This window comes from Pseudomonas sp. R3-52-08, assembly GCF_003851745.1.
Classification (GTDB): Bacteria; Pseudomonadota; Gammaproteobacteria; order Pseudomonadales; family Pseudomonadaceae; genus Aquipseudomonas.
The window spans coordinates 491,892-516,996 of sequence record NZ_CP027730.1 but is presented as its reverse complement, the minus strand read 5'-3'; the positions used below and the strand labels follow the sequence as shown (position 1 = coordinate 516,996).

The following is a 25,105-nucleotide window of genomic DNA, read 5'->3' as shown; positions in this document are numbered from 1 at the left end:
GGGCCACACGCCCCGATTCTTCATCTAGCTCGACCGGTCTCTATGCCAACCCTGCGCACTTTTCTCGCCACTGCCCTGCTGGGCCTGACTCTTTGTGTTGGCACCGTTCACGCGGCCGACCCACCCAGCGCCGACGCTGTCCAGCAAACCCTGGACAAACTGCCCGACCGCAAGCTACCCGACGCCGACATGAAGGCGTTGCAGAGCATCCTGCAACAGACCCTGACGTTCCTGGCTAACAAGCAGGAGTACGAGCAGCGCCTGGCAGACCTGAAGCGCCAGCTGGAAGATGCCCCGCGCCAGACGACGGACAACCAGCGCGAGCTGACTCGGCTCAAGGCCACCAAAATCATTCCGGTGGCCCAACGCTACGCCAGCCTGCCCGTGCCGCAGCTTGAACAATTGCTGGTGCAGCGCACCACCCAGCAAGGTGATCTGCAAAAAGAACTGGCCGACGCCAATAGCCTGACCATCGCCGCCCAAACCCGCCCCGAGCGCGCCCAAACCGAAATCAGCAGCAGCCAGACGCGCATCCAGCAGATCAATGCGACCCTCAAGACCGGCAAAGACAACGGCAAAGCCCTTAGCGCCGACCAGCGCAACCAGCTCAACGCCGAACTCGCCGCCCTGAATGCGCTGATCCCCCTGCGCCGCCAGGAACTGGCCGGCAACAGCCAGTTGCAAGACCTGGGCAACAGCCAGCACGACCTGATCCAGGAAAAAACCGCGCGCCTGGAGCAGGAAATCCAGGACCTGCAAACCCTGATCAACCAGAAACGCCTGGCCCAGTCCCAGCAGACGGTGACCCAACAGTCCATCGAAGCGCAGAAAGCCGGCGGCAGCAGCCTGCTGGCCACGGAAAGCGCGGCCAACCTGAAGCTCTCCGACTACTTGCTCAAGAGCACCGACCGCCTCAACGACCTGACCCAGAAAAACCTGCAGACCAAGCAGCAACTGGACACCGTCACCCAAAGCGATTCGGCGCTGGACGAGCAGATCAACGTGCTCAAGGGCAGCCTGCTGCTGTCCAAGATCCTCTACAAACAGAAACAGGCGCTACCACGCCTGACCGTCGACCGTGACCTGGCCGACGACATCGCCAACATTCGCCTGTACCAGTTTGAGGTCAACCAGCAGCGCGAGCTGATCAGCTCGCCCAGCGCGTATGTGGATAACCTGCTGGCCAACCAGCCGCCGGACGACGTAACCCCGCAATTGCGCCGCACCCTGCTGGAACTGGCAATTACCCGCAGCGACCTGCTGGAGCGCCTGAGCCGTGAATTGAGCGCGCTGCTCAACGAATCCATCACCCTGCAACTGAACCAGAAACAACTGCTGAGCACCGCCACCACCCTGCGCGCCACGCTCGATGAACAGATGTTCTGGATCCCGAGCAACAAGCCGCTGGACACCGAGTGGCTGGAGACCGTACCGGCGCACCTGAGCAAGCAAATCACCACCCTGCCCTGGGCCTCCAGCGTCAGCGAACTGTATGACGGCCTGACCCAGCGCCCGTGGCTGTTCCTGCCGCTGCTGCTGTTGATCGGCGCGCTGCTGTGGCGACGCAAGGCGCTGTATCAGCGCCTCAACAAAGTTCACCTGGACATCGGTCACTTCAAGCGCGACAGCCAGTGGCACACGCCGCAGGCGATCCTGATCAATATCCTGCTGGCGATGCCGGTGTCCCTGGGCCTGGCGCTGTGCGGCTATGCGTTGCAGATCGACGCCCGCGGGCAAAACGCCAACCTGGGTTCGGCCTTGTTGCAGATCGCCCAAGCCTGGCTGGTGTTCTACACCGCTTACCGCATCCTGGCGCCCGGCGGTGTGGCCGAGCTGCATTTTCGCTGGGAAAAACCCCAGGTCGAATTCCTGCAAGGTTGGGTACGCAAGCTCGGGCTGGTGGTACTGGCCCTGGTGGCCGTGGTTGCCATCGCCGAGCACCAACCTGCGGCGCTCGCCGAAGACGTGCTGGGCATCGCCGTGGTACTCACCTGCTACGCGCTGATGGCATGGTTGCTCAGCCGCCTGCTGTTGAACAGCCCCACCCATGAAAAAGCTTCGCTGTTTCGCAAGACGATCGGGCTGGTCTTCACCGCCCTGCCCGTCGCATTGTTTATTGCCGTGTGCTTTGGCTACTACTACACCGCTCTGAAACTCAGCGATCGCTTGATCAACACCCTGTACCTGCTGATGTTCTGGCTGGTAATCGAAGCCACCTTCGTGCGCTGGCTGAGCGTTGCCGCCCGACGCCTGGCCTATGCGCGCGCCCTGGCCAAACGCCAGGCCGCCAAGGAAGCCGGTGAAGGCGAAGCGGTGGTGGAAGAGCCGACCCTGGACATCGAAAAGGTCAACGAGCAATCCTTGCGCCTGATCCGCCTGGCCTTGCTCGGGGGCTTTATCGCAGCCCTGTACTGGGTCTGGTCGGACCTGATCTCGGTATTTTCCTACCTCGATAACGTCACGCTGTACGAATACACCAGCGGCACCGGCTCGAATATCAGCATGGTGCCGATCAGCATCGGCGACCTGCTCGGCGCGCTGATCATCATCGGTATCACCTTCGCCCTGGCACGCAACCTGCCCGGTCTACTCGAAGTATTGGTGCTGTCCAAACTGGAGCTCGCACAAGGCAGCGCCTATGCCACCACAACATTGCTGTCCTATGTGATTGCCGGCGTAGGTTTTGTCTCCACCTTGTCCACCCTGGGCGTGAGCTGGGACAAGTTGCAATGGTTGGTGGCCGCGCTGTCGGTAGGCCTGGGCTTCGGCATGCAGGAAATCTTCGCCAACTTCATCTCCGGCATCATGATCCTGTTCGAACGCCCCGTGCGCATCGGCGACACCATCACCATCGGCAACCTGTCGGGCACGGTGAGCAAGATCCGCATTCGCGCCACCACCATCACCGATTTCGACAACAAGGACATCATTGTCCCGAACAAGACCTTCATTACCGGGCAACTGATCAACTGGTCGCTGACCGACACCATCACTCGGGTCACCTTGAAACTGGGCGTGGACTACGGCTCCGACCTGGACCTGGTGAAGGAATTGTTACTCAAGGCCGCCAAGGAAAACCCACGGGTACTCAAAGAGCCCGAGCCCCACGTGTATTTCCTCAACTTCGGCGAAAGCACCCTCGACCACGAGCTGCGCATGCATGTGCGCGACCTGGGCGACCGCAACCCTGTGCTGGACGAGGTCAACCGTTTTATCAACCGTGAGTTCAAGAAACAGCACATCAACATCTCGTTCAGGCAGATGGAGGTGTATCTGAAAAACATGCAAGGCCACGAATACAAACTGGTTCCGGTGGAAGACGAGCACAAGACCATCGTCGCGCCCGAGCAGGACACTCCCGAGCCGCCCGCCGGAAAGGTCGCAGACGCGCCTGAACCACCGCCGAGCAAACTCGACTAACGAATTACCCCCAGCAAAACGCTGGGGGCATCCTGCTGGAGATGGCCGGTGAAAGCCCTCGACGAACTCACCTTCGACAACCGCTTCGCACGCCTGGGCGATGGGTTCTCAACCCACGTGCTGCCCGAGCCCCTCGACGAGCCGCGCCTGGTGGTGGCGAGCAACGCCGCCATGGCCCTGCTCGACCTCGACCCGGCCGTGGCCGAAACCCCCGTATTTGCCGAACTGTTTGGTGGCCACAAGCTATGGGCCGAAGCGGAACCGCGGGCGATGGTCTATTCCGGGCACCAGTTCGGCGGCTACACCCCGCAACTGGGCGATGGCCGAGGGCTGCTGCTGGGCGAGGTGTATAACCAGGCCGGCGAGCATTGGGACCTGCACCTCAAGGGCGCCGGCATGACGCCCTACTCGCGGATGGGCGACGGGCGTGCGGTATTGCGCTCCTCGATCCGTGAGTTCCTCGCCTCCGAAGCCCTCCATGCATTGGGCATCCCCAGCAGTCGCGCCTTGTGCGTGATCGGCTCCAGTACACCGGTATGGCGTGAAAAACAGGAACGCGGGGCGATGGTGTTGCGCCTGGCACCCAGCCATATCCGCTTCGGGCATTTCGAATATTTCTATTACACCAAGCAGCCCGAGCAGCAGGCCGAATTGGCTGAACACGTATTGAACCTGCACTTCCCCGAGTGCCGTGAGCAGCCGGAGCCTTACCTGGCGATGTTCCGTGAAGTCGTCGAACGCAATGCCGAGATGATCGCCAAATGGCAGGCCTATGGCTTCTGCCATGGCGTGATGAACACCGACAACATGTCGATCCTGGGCATCACCTTCGACTTCGGGCCGTTTGCGTTTCTGGACGATTTCGATGCGCACTTCATCTGCAACCATTCCGATCATGAGGGGCGTTATTCCTTCAGCAATCAGGTGCCGATCGGGCAGTGGAACCTCAGCGCGCTGGCCCAGGCGCTGACGCCGTTTATCAGCGTTGACGCCCTTAAAGAAGCCCTTGGCCTGTACCTGCCGCTGTATCAAGCGCACTACCTGGACCTGATGCGTCGCCGGTTGGGGCTGACCACCGCCGAAGACGACGACCAGCAGCTGGTGGAACGCTTGCTCAAGCTGATGCAGAACAGCGGCGTGGACTACACGCTGTTTTTCCGACGTCTTGGCGATGAGTCGGCAGCCTTGGCAGTCACGCGGTTACGCGATGACTTCGTCGACCTGGCCGGTTTCGATGCCTGGGCCGAGCTGTACAAGGCCCGTGTTGCCCGAGACGGGGACGACAGCGAGACACAGCGCCGTGAACGCATGCATGCCGTGAACCCGCTGTACATCCTGCGCAACTACCTCGCCCAAAACGCCATCGCCGCTGCCGAGTCAGGCAATTACAGCGAAGTGCGACGGCTGCATGAAGTCCTGACCAAACCGTTTGAGGAACAAGCGGGAATGGAACAGTACGCACAGCGGCCGCCGGATTGGGGCAAGCATCTGGAGATTAGTTGCTCGTCTTGACCTCTTAGATAAAGGTCTCCACAGACACCCCGAAACGCTCGGCCAGCCAACGAATCTGGCGCACGTTGAGCTGGCGTTTCCCGCTCAATATTTCCGAGACGACTGATTGCGCGCCGACCCCTGGAAGGTCGCTCTGGGTGAGATTGTGCTCGCGCATCATGTAACGCAGCACATCCACCCCGCTGGCCACGGGCATTGGACGATGCTCACGGTCATAGGCTTCTATCCAGTCGCTGAGAATGTCGACCAGGCTCATCAGCGGGCTATCTTCGTCGTCACCCACCAGGCTCAACAGCTCATCCAAACCGCATACCAGTGTGTCGTATTCTGCCTCGGTTTCCGGCTTGCGCAGCACGGGCGAAACGAATTGCCAGTGCTCTGCCGCCACTCGCATAAGTGCGCTCATTTGATTTTTTCCTTCCATTTGTCCTTCTCATGATCGCGATGGTCAAGCAGGTGCTTGATGTAAACGCGCTGCATTCGATACTGCACCGATGCAATCAACCTCAGCTTGTTACCGCCAATATCAAACACATGAAATTCACCTACCTTGTCCGTGGCGGGAAACATGGTTTTCATTGCGGCGAAGTCCTTGGGGGCGTTGCGTTTGATCACGCGATACCACTGATCCAAAGCCGTCGCCGAGCGCGGCCATTTTCCCTTTGCTTCCCAGATCCTGCTTTCACTGATGACTCGCATGCAACGTCCTTATCGCATCTTGCTATGAAAGTTAAACCTGATTTCGAACTATCGCAATTTGCTATAGCCGCAAACAGACCGGTGGCGCACACCAGAAAGCCTAGCCAGACGATTCACCGCGGCGCGGGCAAAACTGTGAGCGAATGAGTCTCTGCAGCAAGCCTTGATTAATCTCAGCCCCGGCACCAGATACACCCTATTGGCAAGTCCCCTGGAGCCCCCAATGTCCGAATCTCTTGTAATCCCCTGCCCTCATTGCAACGGCCTCAACCGCATCCCCGGCGAACGCCTGGGTGATGCGCCGAAATGTGGGCGCTGCAAGCAGCCTGTGTTGTTGAGCAAACCCTTTGAATTGAAACAAGGCGACTACGCCAGCCAGATCAAGGGTGACCTGCCGTTGCTGGTGGATGTGTGGGCGGATTGGTGCGGGCCGTGCAAGTCGTTTGCGCCGGTGTTCGAACAGGCCGCCGGGCAGTTGGAGGGCAAGTGCCGGCTGGCCAAGCTGGACAGCGAGGCCAACCAGCAGTTGTCGGCGCAGCTGGGGATTCGCTCGATTCCCAGTTTGATTCTGTTCAAAAACGGCCGGGAAGTAGCGCGCCAGAGTGGGGCGTTTCCGTTGCCGCAATTGATGAGTTGGTTGCGCAGCCAAGGCGTGTAACCGGCCCATCAGAACAACACCAAACCATGTGGGAGGGGGCTTGCCCCCGATAGCAGTGGATCAGTTGCCAAGTGCAGGACTGACACACCGCCATCGGGAGCAAGCCCCCTCCCACATTTCGACCGCGTTTCAGCCTTGGGCCAGTGGAGATTGGCGGTCCATCATTTGGCTGACCAGCATGACGCCAAGCTCACTCAATTGATGGATAGCCAGGGCCACGTCGCGGTGTTCGCCGGTGAGGTCGTTGGATAGATTGAGCAATAAGGTGCGGACCGAAGAGAAGGTTTCGTAGCTGTTGATGATCAGCGCTTCGGTAGGAAGGTTGGGTGTGACGGTAAATAAATTCATATTTTCGTTCTCTGCCAGGGCCATCGCCTGCTTGCTACTAAACAAGGGGCGGCAGCTGTACGCAGGTTAGTAGACCGGTAGAACGAAAGCAAAACCCGGCGCACCCGAAGGTGCCCTGCGTACAGCTACCATCGACAGGCAAGAAACGCCATGCTTTTGGAGCGGTGCACATGCTTTCGTCTGAGTGGGCTACTAAACCCGATCACTGAACATTCAGCGACTGGCAAACCTTAGAGATGCCCATCCAGACGCACAAGCCGGCGGATTCTGGCGTAGCTGTAGGCAACGATACAAGACCCAACCCCTTGCGCCAGACCCTTCCTACAGACCATGTGGGAAAAATCCAAATCCCCCTGCTCGATCGCTATCCAAAATGTGGGAGGGGGCTTGCTCCCGATAGCGGTGGGTCAGTGACACTTAAGTGCCTGACACTCTGCCATCGGGAGCAAGCCCCCTCCCACATTGGGTCTGTGTAGCCGTAAGGTCAGGCGCTTTCCAGCAGGTTATGCAGTTCCACAAACTGCAGCGTCAGCTTATGCCGTGGGTCCAGATGAATCAGCGGCTTGCTCTCCTGATGCGACTCGCGCATGCGCACCGAACTGACCAGGTACACCGGCAGCACCGGCAGCCCTTCGGCAATCATTTCATCGAGGATCTGCTGCGGCAGGCTCGCCCGGGCCTGGAACTGGTTGACCACAATGCCTTCGACTTCCAGGCCTTCGTTATGGTCTTCCTTCAATTCTTCGATTTCAGCCAACAGGCCATACAGGGCCTGGCGCGAGAAGCTGTCGCAATCAAAGGGAATCAGCACACGATCAGCGGCAATCAGCGCCGACACCGCATAGAAATTCAACGCCGGCGGCGTATCCAGGTAAATGCGGTCGTAATCCTCGCTCAACTCATCCAACAGCTTTCGCAGCTTGTTGATCTTGTGCTTGGCCTCAAGCTTGGGCTGCAGGTCTGCCAGTTCCGGAGTGGCGGTGATGACGTGCAGGTTGTCGAACGGCGTTTCGTAGATATCCACCTTGTTTTTCTTCGAAAACGGCCCGGAAGACAGGGTTTGCTTGAAAAAGTCGGCGATTCCCATGGGGATATCGTCGCCGGTCAGCCCTGTAAGGTACTGGGTGGAGTTGGCCTGTGCATCGAGGTCTACCAACAGGGTTCGATAACCTTCGCTGGCGCTGACCGCCGCCAGGTTGCAGGCGATGCTGGACTTGCCCACGCCGCCTTTCTGATTGAACACCACGCGCCGCATGGGAAAACCTCCGTGTATCAATGAATGACCGAGTGTAGAGCGCAAAAGCGCCGGTTAGCTACCTCGTTCATCCATTCGCTGTGCCTGGCCCACAAATGAATGGGAACGCTCCGACAATCCAGTTCGGCCCTCTATCGCGCACAATTTGTGAGTCCGTCCAATTTATTTGTGATCCGTCGTGAACAAATTTTTACCAATATTTGCTAGAAGCCCACGGCACCGGGATAATGCGCGCCATTCGGCCATTGCCCTCTGTCCCGGAATCCGGGGCCATTGGCCGCACATGGAAGCCCGCAGGGGCGGGATAACTTCTCAGTGATCAACTTCAACATCGCCCAATGGCGCGCCTGGGCCCCTGGCCTGGAGCGTGCGGACGACTGGCAGGCATGGTGCCGGGACCCGGTGTTGCTGCCCGCCAGCGATGCCTCCCCGGATGTGTCATTTTTGCCAGCCATGCAACGCCGACGCTTAAGCCGCCTGGCGCGCATGGCGTTCAGTGTGGGCTGGCCGCTGGCCGAAGGCCATGAAGCGCTGCCCCTGGTGTTTGTCTCGCGCCACGGCGAGACCCCGCGCACCCTCGACATCCTCAGCGACCTGGCCAACGAGCAGCCGCTGTCGCCGACCCAGTTCAGCCTGTCGGTGCACAATGCGGTGATTGGCCTGTGGTCGATCCTGCGCAATGAAACCAGCGAAATGACCGCCCTCGCCGCCGCTGGCGATGGCCTCGAACACGGCCTGCTCGAAGCCGTTGCGTTGCTCAACGAAGGCGCCCCGGCGGTATTGCTGGTGATTACCGAGGAACAACCGCCCGAGGCGTATGCCAGCTGGATCGCCGACGTGCCCTTCCCCTATGCCCTCGGCCTTCTGCTCACGCCCGGCGACGAGTGGCAACTGGAACTAAACAGCAGCGCTGTCCAACTCACTCAAACCCAGTGGCCCCACGCCCTGAACCTGCTGCGCACCCTGCTGACCGAACAGGGCGCCTGCCAACATGCCTGGAAGAACCGAGTATGGAACTGGCGACGCAAGTCCTGACCGACAAACCACGGCAGGCCTATTACTGGCGCCTGTTCGCCACAGCCACCAGCTTCTTTATGTTCGGTGTCGGCGGGCTGTGCCTGCGCTTGCTGGTATTCCCGCTGCTCAGTTGCCTGCCGGGCGACGCCAGGCAGCATCAACGACGCGCGCGCCACACCATCAGTTGCCTGTTCTGGTTTTTTATCCGGATGATGAAGTTTCTGGGCATCCTCACCTACAGCGTCGAGGGTGCGGACAAACTCGGCCGCCCCGGCCAGATGATCGTCGCCAACCACCCGTCGCTGATTGACGTCGTGTTCCTGATCGGCCTGATGCGCCAGACCAATTGCGTGGTCAAGCAGAGCCTGTTTCAGAACCCGTTTACCCGGGGCCCGGTGCGCGACGCCGGCTACATCAGCAACGACGGCAGCGCCGACATGCTGGACGCGGCGGCCGACGCCCTGCGCGCAGGCCAGACCCTGATCATCTTTCCCGAAGGCACCCGCACCACACCCGGCGCGCCACCTGCCTTTCATCGCGGCGGCGCGGCCATTGCGCTGCGCGGTGCGACAATCATCACCCCGGTGGTGATCAAGGTCAGCCCCACCACCCTGACCAAGGCCGAGCCCTGGTATCGCATTCCCAGATGCCGATTCCACTTCAGTTTGCGCGTGGGTGCCGATATAGAACCACAGGCGTTCGCCGCACTGGGCCCCGCGCCCCAGGCGTCACGCAAGCTCAACGATTACCTGCATCACTATTTCATTAAGGAGCTCGCCGAAGATGAGCGACCAACACCGCCTTAGCCTTGAGCACGACATAAAGACGCTGATCATCGAGGCCCTGGGCCTGGAGGACATCAGTGCCGACGACATCGGCAGCGAGCAGACGCTGTTCGGCGAAGGCCTGGGCCTGGATTCGGTCGACGCCCTGGAACTGGGCCTGGCCATCCAGAAAACGTACGGCATCAAGATCGACGCCGACGCCAAGGACACGCGCAATCACTTCACCAACGTGGCCAGCCTTGCGGCATTCGTCACGGCCAGACAGGCAGCTTGAGACCGGACCATGCAAACTCGTGACGATATTTTCAACACCCTGCGCGACGCCTTGGTGGAACTGTTTGAACTGGAACCTGAACGCGTCACCCTCGATGCCAACCTGTACCAGGACCTGGAAATCGACAGCATCGATGCGGTGGACCTGATCGACCATATCAAGCGCCAGACCGGCAAGAAGATCGCCGCCGAAGAGTTCAAGGCGGTGCGCACTGTGAATGACGTGGTTGAGGCGGTGTACCGTCTGGTCCAGCCCGCCGCATGAGCCGGCTGATCGGCCTTGGCCTGTTGCTGGCGGGGCTGCTGTACCCCTTTGCGGTGTATTACGGCACCGAACATTTTGCGCCCTGGCAATTCGGCCTGCTGCTGGGCAGCCTGTGGCTGCTGCGCGCGCTCACCGCTGCACGACGCCCCGGCAGTCGCTGGATGGCGGTGGTGGTGATTGTGTTTTGCCTGGCGCTGGCCTGGTTCGATAACCCGCAGTGGCTGCGCTGGTACCCCAGCCTGGTCAGCGCGTTCATGCTGGCACTGTTCGGCCTGAGCCTTAAATACGGGCCGCCGATGGTCGAGCGCCTGGCGCGCATGAGCGACCCGCAGTTGCCGCCGCATGCAATTGTGTATACGCGCCGGGTCACCGTTGTGTGGAGTTTGTTTTTCCTGGGTAATGGCCTGCTCGCCGCCGCCCTCACCCTGTGGGCGCCGCTGAGCTGGTGGACGTTGTACAACGGCTTGATCGCCTACGGGCTGATGGGGCTGTTGTTTGCCGTGGAATGGCTGGTACGACAAAGGGTTCGAGGCCGCGTATGAAAGGTTTGAAACTTGAGCATCTGCTGCTCGAGCCGCAGGAACACCGCCAGGTCGCTATTGAGCCTGCGCTGAATCATGCACAACTGGTGGAACAATCCCTGCGCCTGGCGGCAGGTCTGCAAGCGCGTGGCATACAGCGCCTGGCGGTGCACCTGGAAGACGCGGGCGTGCTGGCGATTGCCTTGCTCGGCGCCTGGCGTGCCGGGGTCAGCGTGCTGCTGCCGGCCGACCTGCAACCCCAGACCCGTCAACGCTGGGACGCCGCCGTGGATGCCTGGCTGACGCAGGCGTCGGACCTGCAAGCGCTGTATCACACGCCACTGAGCCCAGCCGCACTCGACCTGGATAGCTGCCAACTGAGCCTGTGCACCTCCGGCTCCAGCGGTGAACCCAAACGCATCGACAAGTCCCTGCGCCAGCTGGCCAATGAGGTCCAGGCGCTGGAAGCGCTGTGGGGCGCCGACCTGAAAGACGCCTGCATCATCGGCAGCGTCGCCACCCAACATATCTACGGCTTGCTGTTTCGCGTGCTGTGGCCGCTGTGCGCCGGGCGCCCCTTTGGGCGCAGGCAGCTGGCATTCCCGGAAGACATGCAGCGTGCCAGTCGCGAGCATCCGCACTTCGCCTGGGTGGCCAGCCCGGCGCTGCTCAAGCGCATGGGCGATAACCTCGACTGGCCGGCGCTGAGCCAGGTTTCACGGGTGTTTTCCTCCGGCGGTGCCTTGCCTGTCGAGGCCGCCGCCAGCCTCTACGACCGCTTGCAGCAATGGCCCACGGAAATCCTCGGCAGCTCGGAAACCGGCGGTATCGCCTGGCGCCAGGGTGCCCAGCCCTGGCAGCCGTTTACCGATGTACAGCTGAGCCAGGATGCCGACGGTGCCCTGCGCATTGCCTCGCCTTACTTGCCCGAGGGGCATATCGAACAGACCGCCGACGCCGCGCGCATCCATGCCGATGGCCGTTTCGAGCTGCTCGGGCGCCTTGACCGCATCGTCAAGCTGGAAGAAAAACGCATCGCCTTGCCGATGCTCGAACAGGCCTTGATGCACCATCCATGGGTTGCCGACACCCGCCTGGGCGTGGTGCAGGAAAACCGCGCCTCACTCGGCGCCCTGGTGGTGCTGAGTGCCGAGGGCCTGCATGCCCTGCGCAACCAGGGCCGGCGCACGGTGACCCAAACCCTGCGCCAGCACCTGAGCCAGCATTGCGAAGCCCTGGCCTTGCCGCGCCGCTGGCGTTTGCTGCGCCAATTGCCGCTCAACAGCCAGGGCAAGCTGCCCCAGGCCGATACCGAGGCGCTGTTGCTGGCGCCGCGCCCCAAGGCGCCGGAGGTGCTGGCGCAGGTGGAAACCGACGGCGAATGGACGTTGCAACTGAGCATTCCGCCGGACCTGGCCTATTTCAGCGGGCATTTCCCGGTGACGCCGGTGCTGCCGGGGGTGGTGCAGGTGGAATGGGCCTTCAACCTGGGCCAGCAATTGCTCGACCTGCCGGCGACGTTCGCCGGTATGGAAGTGCTCAAGTTCCAGCAACTGGTGCGCCCCGGCGATCACATCGAATTGCACCTGCGCTTTGACCGCGAACGCAGCAAGTTGTACTTCGCTTACCGCAATGGCGTCGCCGCCTGCTCCAGTGGCCGGATAGTGCTGGAGGCCGCACATGCATAACCCCTGCGCCCTGATCCCGGTCTACAACCACGAAGCCGCCGTGCCCGCCGTGGTCCGGAGCCTGCTGGACAGCGGCCTGCCCTGCCTGCTGGTGGACGACGGCAGCAGCGCGGCCTGCGCGGCGGTGCTGGCCCAGTTGGCGACGCTGGAACATGTCACCCTGCTGACGCTGCCCCGCAACCAGGGCAAGGGCGGCGCGGTCATGGCGGGCTTTCGCGAAGCCGCGCGACTGGGGTACACCCATGCCCTGCAGGTGGATGCCGACGGCCAGCATGACCTGCGCGAAGTCGAGACCTTTATCGACACGTCGCGCCGGCACCCCGACGCCGTCATCTGCGGCTACCCCGAATACGACGACAGCGTGCCCAAAGGCCGCCTCTACGCACGCTACCTGACCCACGTGTGGGTGTGGATCAACACCCTGTCGCTGCAGATTCGCGACTCAATGTGCGGCTTTCGCGTGTACCCGCTGGCCCCCACGCTGGCGCTGATGGACTCGGCCTACATTGGCACACACATGGATTTCGACTCGGACATCCTCGTGCGCCTGGCCTGGCGCAACCAGCCCATGCGCTGGCTGCCGACCCAGGTGCATTACCCCGCCGACGGCCTGTCGCACTTCCGCCTGTTCCGCGACAACCTGCGCATCAGCGCCATGCACACGCGGCTGTTCTTCGGCATGCTGGTGCGCGCGCCGGCCATTTTGTGGCGCCGGTGGCAGGCATGAGCGACAGCGGCAAACACTGGGCCGATCGCGAGGAGCGCGGCAGCTTCTGGTTGATGAAACTCACGGCGGTCGCGGCAAAAGTCCTCGGCCGCCGCCTGTTGAGCCCGTTGCTCTACAGCATTGTGTTGTACTTTTTCCTGTTCGGCCGCACCGCGCGCCAGAGCGCCTGGCACTACCAGCAGCGCCTGGCGCAGTGGAGCGGGCGTGATGACCTGCTGCCGAGCCACAGGACGGTCTTTGCCCAGTTCATGGCCTTCGCCGACTCACTGCTCGACAAGCTGGACGTGTGGAACGGCAAGCTGCGCCTGGAACAGATCGACATCAACGACCCGGCGCAATTGCGCGGCCAATTGCGCGGCGAGCGCGGGCAGATGCTGGTGGGCGCGCACCTGGGCAACCTGGAAGTGTGCCGCGCCCTGGCGGAAATCGGCGAACGCGTCACCATGAATGTGCTGGTGCACACCAAGCATGCCGAGCGTTTCAATCGCCTGCTGGGCGAAGCGGGCGCGACCCACTTGCGCCTGATCCAGGTCAGCGAGCTGGACCCGGCCACCATGCTGCTGCTCAGCCAGCGCCTGGACGACGGCGAATGGCTGGCGATTGCCGGCGACCGCATCCCGCTGCACGGCGGGCGCACGGTGTGCGTGGATTTCCTCGGGCATGCAGCCGCGTTCCCCCAAGGTCCGTGGCTGCTGGCCGGTCTGCTCAAATGCCCGGTCAACCTGCTGATGTGCCTCAAGCACCAGGGCCGCTATCGCCTGACCATCGAGCCCTTCGCGCAATCGATCGAATGGAAGCGCAGCACCCGCGAGCAGGTCATCGCCCTGTGGACCGCCCGCTACGCCGCACGCCTGGGTGAGTTCTGCCTGCAGGCGCCTCAACAGTGGTTCAACTTTTACCCTTTCTGGAAGACCGATGACGACGCCTCCTGAGCCGATCACCTTTGGCGAACGCCCCTTGCGCATCGAAGACGTACTGGCCCTGGCCAACCGTCAGGTGCCTACCCGCTTGCAGAACGATGCCGCGTATCGCCAGCGCATCGCCAAGGGCGCGCAGTTTCTTGACTCGCTGCTGGACAAGGAAGGCGTGATCTACGGCGTGACCACCGGTTACGGCGACTCGTGCGTGGTCGCGGTGCCGTTGCACCATGTCGAAGCGCTGCCGCGTCATCTCTACACCTTCCACGGTTGCGGCCTGGGCAAATTGCTCGACGCCCAAGCCACCCGCGCCGTGCTGGCGGCGCGCTTGCAGTCGCTGTGCCATGGCGTGTCGGGCGTGCGCGTGGAACTGCTGGAGCGCCTGCAGGGTTTCCTCGAACACGATGTGCTGCCGCTGATTCCAGAAGAAGGCTCGGTGGGCGCCAGCGGCGACTTGACGCCGCTGTCGTATGTGGCGGCGACCTTGTCCGGCGAGCGTGAAGTGCTGTTTCGTGGCGAACGTCGCCAAGCCGCCGACGTGCACCGCGAACTGGGCTGGGCGCCGCTGGTACTGCGGCCCAAGGAAGCCCTGGCATTGATGAACGGCACTGCGGTGATGACGGGTATTGCCTGCCTGGCCTTCGCCCGCGCCGACTACCTGCTGCACCTGGCCACGCGCATCACCGCGCTCAATGTGGTGGCGCTGCAAGGCAACCCGGAACACTTCGACGAACGCCTGTTCGCCGCCAAGCCCCACCCCGGGCAGATGCAAGTCGCCGCCTGGCTGCGCCAGGACCTGGCTATCGATGCACCGACCGCACCGCTGCATCGCCTGCAGGATCGCTATTCGCTGCGCTGCGCGCCCCATGTGCTCGGCGTGCTGGCCGACAGCCTGAATTGGTTGCGCTCGTTTATCGAAATCGAGCTGAACAGCGCCAATGACAACCCGATCATCGATGCCGAAGCCGAACGCGTGCTGCACGGCGGGCACTTCTACGGCGGGCACATCGCCTTTGCCATGGACAGCCTCAAAACCCTGGTGGCTAACGTCGCCGACCTGCTCGACCGCCAACTGGCGCTGCTGGTGGACGTGCGTTACAACCACGGCCTGCCGAGCAACCTGTCGGGCGCGCCGGCCGACCGCGCGATGATCAACCATGGCTTCAAGGCCGTGCAGATCGGCACCAGCGCCTGGACCGCCGAAGCGCTGAAAAACACCATGCCGGCCAGCGTGTTTTCGCGCTCTACCGAGTGCCATAACCAGGACAAAGTGAGCATGGGCACCATCGCCGCCCGCGATGCGATCCGCGTACTGGAGTTGACCGAGCAGGTTGCCGCCGCCACCTTGCTCGCCGCCAACCAAGGGGTATGGCTGCGCGCCCAGGCCGACGATGCCCGGCCGTTGCCGCCGGCGCTGGCGGCGATGCATGAAGCACTGGCCAAGGATTTCCCGCCGGTCATTGAAGATCGCGCCCTGGAAGGCGAACTGCGCCTGTGCCTGCAACGTATTGCCGCGCAACACTGGAGGCTGCATGCGTAGTCCCGGCGTATTGCACAGCGACACTGAAATCCTCGTGCCGTTTTTCGATATCGACTCGATGAACGTGGTGTGGCACGGGCATTACGTGAAATACCTGGAAGTGGCGCGCTGCGCGCTGCTGGACAAGATCGGCCACAACTACACCGCGATGCTCGAAGCCGGCTACGCCTGGCCGATCATCGACATGCAGCTGCGCTATGTACGCGGCGCGACCTTCGGCCAAACCCTCAACGTGCGCGCCAGCCTGGTGGAGTGGGAGAATCGCTTGAAGGTGAATTACCTGATCACCGACCTCGCCAGCGGCGAACGCCTGACCCGCGCCAGCACCGTGCAAGTGGCGGTAGAGATCGCCAGCCGCGAGATGCAACTCGCTTCCCCCAAAGTATTCACCGACGCTGTCGAAAGGGCCTTGAAATGAGATCCCCTGTAGGAGCGAGCTTGCTCGCGAAGATCGCCAACGATAACGCGCAGCACTTGACCCCCCGCAGGGCCCTCAGGTTTTTCGCGAGCAAGCTCGCTCCTACAGTGGCCGCCGCGTTGCTGAGTTTCAGCGCCCACGCCTTCGACCTGCAACAGCTCAGCGATCAACTGGCCAAACCCCGCGTGATCCACGGCAACTTCATCCAGGAAAAACACCTGCGCGCCCTGCCCCAGCCGCTGGTCAGCAAAGGCACCTTCGTGCTCGCCAAGGACTACGGCTTGCTGTGGCTGTTGAAGACCCCGCTGCAACAGGACTACCGCATCAGCGCCCAGGGCATCGCCCGGCGTGACGCCAACGGCTGGCAATTGCTGCCCAACAAGAGCGCCGGCGCCGAGCAGAATCGCCTGTTCCTCGCGGTGCTGCAGGGCGACAGCAGCGGCTTGCAGCGTGACTTCGAACTGCAACTGCAAGGGCAAGCCCAGCAATGGAAGCTGACGCTGATCCCGCGTTCGCTGCTGCTCAAGCAGGTGTTCACCCAGATCAATATCGACGGCGGCGAGCTAGTCAATACCATTGAGCTGCTGGAAACCCAGGGCGACAGCACCCTGCTGCGCATGCAGGACAGCAGCGCCGACCAACCTTTGAGCATTGCCGAGCAACATGACTTTGCCCAGTGAGCGCCTGCTGCCGCGCCTGTTCCTGATCCTGCTGGTGGCCGTATTGGCCCTGGCCGGCTGGCAGTGGCGCGCGGGTGCGCCGCTGTCGGCCAACTTGATGGAGCTGGTGCCCGGCAGTACGCCGGACGCCCTGGAACTCAAAGCCGAGCAGCGCATGCAGGAGCCGCTGAACCGCGAGATGCTGGTGCTGGTGGGGCACGCCGACCGCCAACGAGCGCTGGCCGTGGCGCAGCAACTGGCCGAGCGCTGGCAAGCCAGCGGCCTGTTTGAAAAGGTGCAATGGAACCTGCAAGCCGACTTGCCGGCGCTGCGCGAACAGCTGCTGCGCGGCCGCCTGGCGATGCTGGCGGCCAAGGACCGCGAGCAACTGATCGAACAGCCTGAGGCCTTCATCCAGCAGCGTGTGCAGTCGCTGTTCGACCCCTTCACCGGCTTCAGCCTGGTGCCGAGCCAGGACGACTGGCTGGGCCTGACCGGGCGCATCCAGAACAGCCAGCCACAACACGGGGCGGTACAGCTGGATATCGGCAGCGGCGCGCTGATCGCCGATGCCGACGGCAAAAGTTGGGTGCTGTTGCGGGCGCGCACCACCGGCAATGCGTTCGATATGAAACTGCCGCTGCAAGTGGCCGATCTGCTCCAGGCCAGCCGCGCCCAGGCAGGCGAGCAAGGTGTGCAACTGCTCGCCGCCAGCGGCTTGCTCTATGCGGCCAATGGGCAACAGCAAGCCACGCGGGAAATCACCTGGGTCGGCGGCGGCGCAACCGTGGGCATCCTGCTGTTGCTGCTGCTGGCGTTCCGGCGCTGGCGGGTGCTGCTGGCGTTCGTGCCGGTCGTGGTCGGCATGCTGTTTGGCGCCGTGGCCTGTGTGGCGCTGTTCGGCCATATGCATGTGATGACCCTGGTGCTGGGCTCGAGCCTGATCGGCGTGGCGGTGGATTACCCGCTGCACTACCTGTCCAAAAGCTGGAGCCTGCAACCCTGGCGCAGTTGGCCGGCATTACGCCTGACCCTGCCAGGGCTGAGCCTGAGCCTGGCCACCAGTTGCATCGGCTACCTGGCGCTGGCCTGGACGCCGTTCCCGGCGCTGACACAAATCGCGGTGTTCTCCGCAGCCGGCTTGGTCGGTGCTTATCTCTCGGCCGTGTGCCTGCTGCCCGCGCTGCTCAGCGGTGTGGAACTGCGCCCGGCACAATGGCCGCTGCGCATCGCCGAACGCTTGTGGCAATGGCGGGCGGCATTGATCAAGCGCGTACCAGGCTCGGTGCTGCTGGTGTGGGTGCTGTTGTTCTGCGCCGGTGGCCTGTGGCAGTTGAACACTAAAAACGATATCCGCCAGTGGATCGGCGCACCGCCGCAATTGCTGCAGGAGGCCCAGGCCGTGGCGCGCATCACCGGGTTCCAGCCCACCAGCCAGTTCTTCCTGGTGCGCGCCGAGACTCAGCAGCAGTTACTCGAACGCCAAGCGGCGCTGGGCCAGCGCCTGGATCAACTGGTGAACATGGACAAGCTCCAGGGTTACCTGGCGCTGAATCAGCTGGTCAACCTGCCCGCCGAACAACAGCAACTGCGCGCGGCGCTGGATACACTCGCGCAGCATTGGCAGCCGCTGCTGGACCTCGGCGTGCCCGCCGCCGCGCTGCAGGCCGAGGTCGCGCAGTTGCAGGCGCTGCCCACCGAAGACATCGACGCCGCGCTCAAAGGCCCGCTGGCCGAGCCATGGCGTACGCTGTGGCTGGGCCCGGTAGACGGCGGCGTGGCGGCGATGGTCAGCCTGCAAGGCCTGAACAACCCGGCCTTGCTGCGGGTGCAGGCCGTGGACTTGCCCGGCGTGCAACTGGTGGATCGCCTGGGTGACTTGAACCGCGTGTTTGCCGATACCCAAATCAGCGCCGCCGAGTTGAAGTTGCTGTCCTGTGTACTGATCGTGGTGCTGTTGATGCTGCCCTTCGGCCTCATCGGCGCGTTGCGCATCGTCGCGCTGCCGCTGCTGGCGGCGCTGTGCAGCCTGGCCAGCCTCGGTTGGCTGGGCCAGCCGCTGACCTTGTTCAGCCTGTTCGGCCTGCTGCTGGTCACGGCCATCAGCGTCGATTATGCGATCCTGATGCGCGAGCAGATCGGCGGTGCGGCCGTGAGCCTGCTGGGAACCTTACTGGCCGCGCTGACCACTTGGTTATCGTTCGGCCTGCTGGCCGTCTCCAGTACCCCGGCAGTGAGCAATTTCGGCCTGTCGGTCAGCCTCGGCCTGGCATTCAGCTTTATGCTGGCGCCCTGGGCCGGGCAACAGAAACACGCCTTATGAATGTGATTATCGCCAAAGCGGCAAGGAGCCTTCGTGCCCACAGTTGAAATGGAACGTCGCCAAGTGGTGGTGATCGGTGCCGGGCCGTCCGGGGCCATCGCGGCCGCGCTGCTCAAGCGCAAAGGGCATGATGTATTGATTATCGAGCGCCAGCATTTTCCGCGCTTCTCGATTGGCGAAAGCCTGCTGTCGCACTGCATCGACTTTATCGAAGAAGCCGGCATGCTCGACGCCGTGCAGACGGCCGGCTTTCAACTGAAAACCGGTGCCGCATTCGCCTGGGGCGAGCGCTACAGCGCGTTCGATTTCGGTGACACCTTCAGCAACGGCAAGCCGACGACCTTCCAGGTGCAGCGCGCCGAGTTCGACAAGCTGCTGGCCGATCAGGCGGCACTGCAGGGTGTGGAAATCCGCTACGGCGAAAGCATCGTCGGCGTGGACTTTTCCGGCGAGTGTCGTTACCTGCACGTACGCCGCGAGAACGGCAGCGAGTACCACCTCAAGGCCAAATTCGTGCTGGATGCCAGCGGCTATGGCCGCGTGCTGCCGCGCCTGCTGGACCTTGAAGCCCCATCGAATTTCCCGCTGCGCCAGGCCGTGTTCACCCACGTCGAAGACCGCATCGAACACCCAGGCTTCGACCGCACCAAGATTCTGGTGACCACCCATCCCGAGAAGCGCGATATCTGGTTCTGGACCATCCCGTTCAGCGACGGCCGTTGCTCGGTGGGCGTGGTCGCGGCCAAGGAGCACTTCGACGGCCACGACGGCGACCTCGACGCCTGCCTGCGCGGGTTTATAGAGCAAACCCCGAGCCTGTCCGGCGTGCTGCAAAACGCCGTGTGGGACACCCCGGCGCGCAGCATCGGCGGCTATTCGGCCAACGTCAAAACCCTGCACGGTCCGGGCTTTGCGCTGCTGGGCAACGCGGCGGAATTTCTCGACCCGGTGTTCTCTTCCGGCGTGACCATCGCCATGCGCTCGGCGAGCATGGCCGCCGGCTTGCTGCATCGCCAACTGCAAGGCGAAACGGTGGACTGGCAAACCGAGTTTGCCGAGCCGTTGAAGCGCGGCGTCGACACCTTCCGCTGCTACGTCGAGGGCTGGTACGCCGGGACGTTCCAGGATGTGATTTTCCACGCCGGCAGTTCGCCGGAGATTCGCCGCATGATCAGTTCGATCCTCGCCGGTTACGCCTGGGATGAACGCAACCCGTTTGTCAGCGAGCCCAAGCGGCGCCTGCGCATGTTGTCGCAAATCTGCGCGAGTGAGACGGTATGACCAGCCCTGCCGTTGAAAAAAACTACCTGAGTAAGAACTACGTCGAAGAAACCCGGTTCGGCTTCTGGTTCCTGCGTAGCCACACCTGGCAGCACCATGTGTTGCGCGTAGCGATCAACGACCTGCGCAGCCTGTTCAGCGAACCGCTGCCGGTGGCGCCGGTGTTGCTCGACGCCGGCTGCGGCCAGGGCAAATCCTTCAACTTGCTGCAGCAGGTCTTCGCGCCCTCGCGCTTGATCGGCCTGGATGCCGACCCTCACAGCCTGGCCCTGAGCCGCGAAGAAGCCGTTCGCCAGGGCCTGGCCGTGGAGCTGATCGCCAGCGACTGCGCCACCCTCGACGTCCCCGACGCCAGCGTCGATATCGTGTTCTGCCACCAGACCTTCCACCACCTGGTCGAGCAACATCGCGCACTCAAGGAGTTTTATCGGGTACTCAAGCCGGGCGGCTATTTGCTGTTTGCCGAGTCCACCGAAGCCTATATCGACACCTGGGTAATTCGCTGGCTGTTCCGCCACCCAATGCACGTGCAGAAAAGCGCCGAGGAGTATCTGCAGATGCTGCGCGAGCAAGGCTTTGAATTCGGCACGCGGAACGTCTCGTATCCCTATTTGTGGTGGAGCCGTTCCAGCGATTTCGGCCTGCTGGAACGCTGGGGCCTGCGCAAGGCGCCGCCGGTGGGCCAGCGTGAGGAAACCCTGGTCAACTGTGTGGCGCGCAAACCGTCAGAGGCCGCGAGCTCATGATGCGCTGGCTGTTGATGGGCTGCCTGTTGCTGCTCAGCGCGTGCGCCAGCCAGGCGCCGTTACCCGAGAAAATCCCGGCGCTGGCCTTGCCGATGCAATTGCATGTGCAACGCTTGGAGGGCGAGCGCAGCCAGGACTGGCTGTTGGTGATCCAGCGTGAAGGCGCGGCGATTCGTTGGTCGTTGATGGATCCGCTGGGCATTCCCCAGGCCCGGCAGAAGCTGATCGACGGGCAATGGCAGGCCGATGGCTTGCTGCCGCCCAATCCCCAGGCGCGAGCGCTGTTCGCCGCGCTGCTGTTTGCCCTGGCCTCGGCAGATGACGTGCGTGCGCTGTATCCTTCGGCCCAGGCCAGGGACCTCACGCGAACGCTGCCGGGCCATTGGCAAATCGTCTATCAGTCCTCGGAGGTGTTCAGCGTGAACATGGCGGGCCAACCGTTGAGCTATCGCATTACTCCGCTGGGAGTCGGCCAATGACCGCTTACCTCAATGCCCTCGGCGTGATCTGTGCCCTCGGGCGCGGCCAGGCCGAGGTCAGCCGCAGCCTGTTTGCCGGTGACTGTTGCGGCATGCGCGCCGAGAGCGGCTGGGTGCCGGAGCGCGTGGTGCCGGTCGCGGCGGTGCGCGGCGAGCTGGCAACCATTCCGGCGCAATTGGGCCAGCAGAGCAGCCGCAATAACCAGTTGCTGCTGGAAGCGGCGTTGCAGATTGAGGCGCAGATTCGCCAGGTGATCGACACCTACGGCGCCTCACGGGTGGGCGTTGTGCTGGGTACCAGCACTTCGGGCATCGACGAAGCCAGTCGCGGCATTGCCCACTACCTGCGCGATCATGCGTTCCCTGGCGACTACGACTACCAGCAGCAGGAACTCAGCGCTCCGGCGAATTTCCTCGCTGACTGGCTGCAGTTGAGTGGCCCGGCCTATGTGATTTCCACCGCCTGCACATCCAGCGCCCGCGCGTTGATGAGCGCCCAGCGCCTGCTCGACCTGGGCGTGTGCGATGCGGTGCTCTGCGGCGGCGTCGACAGCCTGTGCAGGCTGACGCTGAACGGGTTTACCGCGCTGGAAGCGGTGTCTGCCGAGCGCTGCAATCCGTTCTCGGTGAACCGCGACGGCATCAATATCGGCGAAGCGGCGGTGTTGTTCGTGATGAGTCGCGAGGCGGCGCCGGTCGCCCTGCTGGGCAGCGGCGCCAGTTGCGACGCGCACCATATCTCCGCGCCCGAGCCCAGCGGCAAGGGTGCGTTGCAGGCGATGCGCAAGGCCTTGGCCGGCGCGAAACTTACGCCCGCGCAGATCGGTTACCTGAACCTGCACGGCACCGCCACCCAACACAACGACGCCATGGAAAGCCAGGCGGTCGCCAACCTGTTTCCGGGCGGCGTGGCCTGTTCGTCGACCAAACCCATGAGCGGCCACACCCTCGGCGCGGCGGGCGCATTGGAAGCGGCGTTCTGCTGGCTGAGCCTGACTCACGGCCTTGTTCCGCCCCATGTGTGGGACGGCCACCTTGACCCGGCGCTGCCCGCGTTGCAGTGGGCGCACAAGGGCGACACCCTGGAAAAACCCTACCTGATGAGCAACTCGTTTGCCTTCGGCGGCAACAACGTCAGCCTGATTATTGGAGAGGCCCCATGATCGATTGGCCACTCGCCGAACTGCTGCCCCACGCGGGCGACATGATCCTGATCGACCAGGTGCTGTCGTTCGATGAAGAGCAGGTGCATACCCGCCTCACCGTCAAGCCCGGTGGCCTGTTCAACCGTGCAGACGGCAGCCTGCCGGCCTGGGTCGGTATCGAGTTGATGGCGCAAAGCGTCGCCGCCTATGCCGGTTGTCGCGCGCGCCAGCAGGGCCTGGCGGTAGAACTGGGTTTCCTGTTGGGCACGCGTAAATTCGAGTGCAACGTGGCGCACTTCCCCGCCGGCGCCGAGCTGAACATCCACGGCCTGCGCTCCCTGGAAGACGACAATGGCATGGGGGTGTTCGAATGCCACCTCACTGGCGATGGAATCCAGGCCAGCGCACGCTTGAACGTATTTCGACCGCCCCAGGCGGCCAACTATTTAGCTGAAACGAAGGACGAAACGCCATGACTGAATCCGTACTGGTCACCGGCTCCAGCCGTGGCATCGGCCGCGCCATTGCCCTGCGCCTGGCCCAGGCCGGGCATGACATCGTGCTGCATTGTCGCAGCGGGCGTGCCGAAGCCTGCGCGGTACAGGTCGAGATCCAGGCCCTGGGCCGCCAGGCGCGGGTGCTGCAGTTCGATGTGGCAGACCGCGCCGCGTGCAAGGCAATCCTTGAAGCCGATGTGGAGCAGCACGGCGCTTATTACGGCGTGGTGCTCAACGCTGGCCTGACCCGCGACGGCGCCTTCCCGGCCCTGTCGGAAGAGGACTGGGACGTGGTGCTGCGCACCAACCTCGACGGTTTCTACAACGTGCTGCACCCGGTGATGATGCCGATGATTCGTCGCCGTGCCGCCGGGCGCATCGTGTGCATCACCTCGGTTTCCGGGCTGATCGGTAACCGTGGCCAGGTCAACTACAGCGCTTCCAAAGCGGGCCTGATCGGCGCAGCCAAGGCGCTGGCCATCGAGCTGGGCAAGCGCAAGATCACCGTCAACTGTGTCGCACCGGGCTTGATCGACACCGCCATGCTGGATGAAAACGTCCCGGTGCAAGAGCTGATGAAGATGATCCCGGCGCAGCGCATGGGCACCCCGGAAGAAGTGGCCGGGGCGGTGAACTTCCTGATGTCGGCCGAAGCCGGCTATATCACGCGCCAGGTGTTGGCCGTGAACGGGGGCTTGTGCTGATGAAGCGCGTCGTCGTCACCGGCATGGCCGGCATGACCTCCCTGGGCAGCGATTGGGACACCATCGCGGCCAACTTTCGCGCCAACCGCAGCGGCATCCGGCGCATGGATGAGTGGGACCGTTTTACCGAATTGAACACGCGCCTGGCCGGGCCGATCGACGATTTCGTCGTGCCCGCCCACTGGACGCGCAAACAGCTGCGCAGCATGGGCCGTGTCTCGCGACTGGCGGTGTGGGCGGCGGAGCAGGCGTTGCAGGATGCCGGCCTGCTCGGCGACGCGTCGATCAAGGACGGGCGCATGGGCGTGGCGTGTGGTTCGTCCACCGGCAGCACCGATGAGATCAAGGCGTTCGGCAACATGCTGCTGAACTCGGTGGCCGAGGGGCTGAATGCCAACTCCTATGTGCGCATGATGCCGCACACCACGGCAGCAAATATCAGCATCTTCTTTGGCCTGACCGGCCGCTTGATCCCCACGTCCAGCGCTTGCACCAGCGGCAGCCAGGGCATCGGTTATGCCTACGAGGCGATCAAGTTCGGCCGCCTGCCCTTGATGCTGGCCGGAGGCGCCGAAGAGCTGTGCCCCACCGAGGCAATGGTGTTCGATGCGCTCTACGCCACCAGCCTGAAAAACGACGCGCCCCAAACCAGCCCGCGCCCCTACGACAGCGGCCGCGATGGGCTGGTGATCGGTGAAGGCGGCGGCATGCTGGTGCTGGAAGAGTTGGAACATGCCTTGGCGCGGGGTGCGCATATCCATGCGGAACTGGTCGGCTTTGGCAGTAATGCCGACGGCCAGCACACCACCCGCCCGGAACAGAAAACCATGCGCCGCGCCATGGAACTGGCGCTGGAAGATGCCGGGCTTGAGCCGTCCGCCATCGGCTACGTGAACGGCCACGGCACCGCCACCGACCAGGGCGACATCGCCGAAACCCTGGCCACCAGCAGCCTGTTCGGCCCTCGCATGCCCATCAGTTCGCAGAAGAGTTTCCTTGGCCACACCTTGGGCGCGTGTGGGGCGCTGGAGTCATGGTTCAGCATCGAGATGATGAACCGCGACCAATACGTGCACACCTTCAACCTGGATGCCGTCGACCCGCAATGCGGCGCGCTGGATTACCTGCAGGGTGGTTTTCGCGAGATGCATCACGACTACGTGATGAACAACAATTTTGCCTTCGGCGGCGTCAACACCTCGTTGATCTTCCGCCGCTGGTCCTGACT

General features: G+C 63.0%; 26 protein-coding genes. 22 read left to right on the top strand and 4 right to left on the bottom strand.

All coding sequences use genetic code 11. The features are described from left to right. Positions 1-42: 42 nt before the first annotated feature. Together mscK and selO are read left to right on the top strand one after the other, a co-directional pair. Positions 43-3,420: a mechanosensitive channel MscK gene (mscK, locus tag C4J91_RS02235; protein ID WP_124360954.1), complete on the top strand. Its 3,378-nt coding sequence runs from the start codon at positions 43-45 to the stop codon at positions 3,418-3,420. A gap of 48 nt (positions 3,421-3,468) precedes the next feature. Next, the gene (selO, locus tag C4J91_RS02230; RefSeq protein WP_124360953.1) at positions 3,469-4,932 is read left to right on the top strand and encodes a protein adenylyltransferase SelO; all 1,464 of its coding nucleotides are present in this window, start codon (positions 3,469-3,471) and stop codon (positions 4,930-4,932) included. 4 nt (positions 4,933-4,936) lie between these two features. Here the strand turns inward: selO and C4J91_RS02225 are convergent, their stop codons facing one another. Next, positions 4,937-5,338: a type II toxin-antitoxin system HigA family antitoxin gene (locus C4J91_RS02225; protein ID WP_124360952.1), complete on the bottom strand. Its 402-nt coding sequence runs from the start codon at positions 5,336-5,338 to the stop codon at positions 4,937-4,939. Then, a complete protein-coding gene (locus C4J91_RS02220) occupies positions 5,335-5,631 on the bottom strand; it encodes a type II toxin-antitoxin system HigB family toxin (protein ID WP_124360951.1) in 297 nt (98 codons plus the stop codon). Before C4J91_RS02220 ends, C4J91_RS02225 begins: the two co-directional genes overlap by 4 nt. A 223-nt stretch (positions 5,632-5,854) precedes the next feature. Here C4J91_RS02220 and trxC point away from each other — a divergent pair, with 223 nt between their 5' ends. Beyond that, on the top strand, positions 5,855-6,289 hold the full coding sequence (gene trxC / locus C4J91_RS02215; protein WP_124360950.1) for a thioredoxin TrxC: 435 nt from the start codon (positions 5,855-5,857) through the stop codon (positions 6,287-6,289). Between the two features lie 129 nt (positions 6,290-6,418). Here the strand turns inward: trxC and C4J91_RS02210 are convergent, their stop codons facing one another. Together C4J91_RS02210 and C4J91_RS02205 are read right to left on the bottom strand one after the other, a co-directional pair. Beyond that, complete coding sequence (locus tag C4J91_RS02210) at positions 6,419-6,637, bottom strand: DUF6124 family protein (protein WP_124360949.1); 219 nt, start codon at positions 6,635-6,637, stop codon at positions 6,419-6,421. Positions 6,638-7,121: 484 nt separating this feature from the next. Next, on the bottom strand, positions 7,122-7,892 hold the full coding sequence (locus tag C4J91_RS02205; protein WP_124360948.1) for a ParA family protein: 771 nt from the start codon (positions 7,890-7,892) through the stop codon (positions 7,122-7,124). A gap of 315 nt (positions 7,893-8,207) precedes the next feature. Between C4J91_RS02205 and C4J91_RS02200 the strand changes: the two genes are divergently transcribed. From C4J91_RS02200 to C4J91_RS02110, 19 genes are read left to right on the top strand one after another with little or no spacing between them, the layout of a single operon-like run. Then, a complete protein-coding gene (locus C4J91_RS02200; RefSeq protein ID WP_124360947.1) occupies positions 8,208-8,927 on the top strand; it encodes a beta-ketoacyl synthase chain length factor in 720 nt (239 codons plus the stop codon). Then, the gene (locus C4J91_RS02195) at positions 8,903-9,715 is read left to right on the top strand and encodes a 1-acyl-sn-glycerol-3-phosphate acyltransferase (protein WP_124360946.1); all 813 of its coding nucleotides are present in this window, start codon (positions 8,903-8,905) and stop codon (positions 9,713-9,715) included. The genes C4J91_RS02200 and C4J91_RS02195 overlap by 25 nt, the downstream gene beginning before the upstream one ends. Continuing rightward, on the top strand, positions 9,693-9,968 hold the full coding sequence (locus tag C4J91_RS02190) for a phosphopantetheine-binding protein (protein ID WP_124360945.1): 276 nt from the start codon (positions 9,693-9,695) through the stop codon (positions 9,966-9,968). Before C4J91_RS02195 ends, C4J91_RS02190 begins: the two co-directional genes overlap by 23 nt. A gap of 9 nt (positions 9,969-9,977) precedes the next feature. After that, positions 9,978-10,232, top strand: a complete 255-nt coding sequence (locus C4J91_RS02185; RefSeq protein WP_003209389.1) for an acyl carrier protein — start codon at positions 9,978-9,980, stop codon at positions 10,230-10,232. Beyond that, positions 10,229-10,774 carry a hypothetical protein gene (locus tag C4J91_RS02180; protein WP_124360944.1) on the top strand — a complete coding sequence of 182 codons (546 nt, stop codon included), beginning with the start codon at positions 10,229-10,231 and terminating at the stop codon, positions 10,772-10,774. Before C4J91_RS02185 ends, C4J91_RS02180 begins: the two co-directional genes overlap by 4 nt. Next, on the top strand, positions 10,771-12,441 hold the full coding sequence (locus C4J91_RS02175) for an acyl-CoA synthetase family protein (protein WP_124360943.1): 1,671 nt from the start codon (positions 10,771-10,773) through the stop codon (positions 12,439-12,441). The genes C4J91_RS02180 and C4J91_RS02175 overlap by 4 nt, the downstream gene beginning before the upstream one ends. Further along, complete coding sequence (locus tag C4J91_RS02170; RefSeq protein ID WP_124360942.1) at positions 12,434-13,168, top strand: glycosyltransferase family 2 protein; 735 nt, start codon at positions 12,434-12,436, stop codon at positions 13,166-13,168. The genes C4J91_RS02175 and C4J91_RS02170 overlap by 8 nt, the downstream gene beginning before the upstream one ends. After that, entirely contained in the window at positions 13,165-14,100 is a 936-nt protein-coding gene (locus C4J91_RS02165) for a glycosyl transferase (protein WP_124360941.1), read from the top strand. The genes C4J91_RS02170 and C4J91_RS02165 overlap by 4 nt, the downstream gene beginning before the upstream one ends. After that, positions 14,084-15,625, top strand: a complete 1,542-nt coding sequence (gene hutH, locus C4J91_RS02160; RefSeq protein WP_124360940.1) for a histidine ammonia-lyase — start codon at positions 14,084-14,086, stop codon at positions 15,623-15,625. The genes C4J91_RS02165 and hutH overlap by 17 nt, the downstream gene beginning before the upstream one ends. Further along, positions 15,618-16,043 (top strand): thioesterase family protein, encoded by a 426-nt coding sequence (locus C4J91_RS02155; RefSeq protein WP_124360939.1) that lies wholly within the window; start codon positions 15,618-15,620, stop codon positions 16,041-16,043. The genes hutH and C4J91_RS02155 overlap by 8 nt, the downstream gene beginning before the upstream one ends. Next, positions 16,040-16,723 carry an outer membrane lipoprotein carrier protein LolA gene (locus tag C4J91_RS02150; protein ID WP_124360938.1) on the top strand — a complete coding sequence of 228 codons (684 nt, stop codon included), beginning with the start codon at positions 16,040-16,042 and terminating at the stop codon, positions 16,721-16,723. The genes C4J91_RS02155 and C4J91_RS02150 overlap by 4 nt, the downstream gene beginning before the upstream one ends. After that, complete coding sequence (locus tag C4J91_RS02145; protein WP_124360937.1) at positions 16,707-19,025, top strand: MMPL family transporter; 2,319 nt, start codon at positions 16,707-16,709, stop codon at positions 19,023-19,025. Before C4J91_RS02150 ends, C4J91_RS02145 begins: the two co-directional genes overlap by 17 nt. A gap of 33 nt (positions 19,026-19,058) precedes the next feature. After that, positions 19,059-20,306 carry an NAD(P)/FAD-dependent oxidoreductase gene (locus C4J91_RS02140; RefSeq protein ID WP_124360936.1) on the top strand — a complete coding sequence of 416 codons (1,248 nt, stop codon included), beginning with the start codon at positions 19,059-19,061 and terminating at the stop codon, positions 20,304-20,306. Further along, positions 20,303-21,052: a class I SAM-dependent methyltransferase gene (locus C4J91_RS02135; RefSeq protein WP_124360935.1), complete on the top strand. Its 750-nt coding sequence runs from the start codon at positions 20,303-20,305 to the stop codon at positions 21,050-21,052. Before C4J91_RS02140 ends, C4J91_RS02135 begins: the two co-directional genes overlap by 4 nt. Beyond that, positions 21,049-21,531, top strand: coding sequence for a hypothetical protein (locus C4J91_RS02130; protein ID WP_124360934.1), 483 nt, complete (start codon positions 21,049-21,051; stop codon positions 21,529-21,531). Before C4J91_RS02135 ends, C4J91_RS02130 begins: the two co-directional genes overlap by 4 nt. After that, positions 21,528-22,694 carry a beta-ketoacyl-[acyl-carrier-protein] synthase family protein gene (locus C4J91_RS02125; RefSeq protein WP_124360933.1) on the top strand — a complete coding sequence of 389 codons (1,167 nt, stop codon included), beginning with the start codon at positions 21,528-21,530 and terminating at the stop codon, positions 22,692-22,694. The genes C4J91_RS02130 and C4J91_RS02125 overlap by 4 nt, the downstream gene beginning before the upstream one ends. Further along, positions 22,691-23,152 (top strand): hotdog family protein, encoded by a 462-nt coding sequence (locus C4J91_RS02120; protein WP_124360932.1) that lies wholly within the window; start codon positions 22,691-22,693, stop codon positions 23,150-23,152. Before C4J91_RS02125 ends, C4J91_RS02120 begins: the two co-directional genes overlap by 4 nt. Beyond that, entirely contained in the window at positions 23,149-23,877 is a 729-nt protein-coding gene (gene fabG, locus C4J91_RS02115) for a 3-oxoacyl-ACP reductase FabG (RefSeq protein ID WP_124360931.1), read from the top strand. The genes C4J91_RS02120 and fabG overlap by 4 nt, the downstream gene beginning before the upstream one ends. Continuing rightward, the gene (locus tag C4J91_RS02110) at positions 23,877-25,103 is read left to right on the top strand and encodes a beta-ketoacyl-ACP synthase (protein WP_124360930.1); all 1,227 of its coding nucleotides are present in this window, start codon (positions 23,877-23,879) and stop codon (positions 25,101-25,103) included. Before fabG ends, C4J91_RS02110 begins: the two co-directional genes overlap by 1 nt. Positions 25,104-25,105 lie beyond the last annotated feature (2 nt).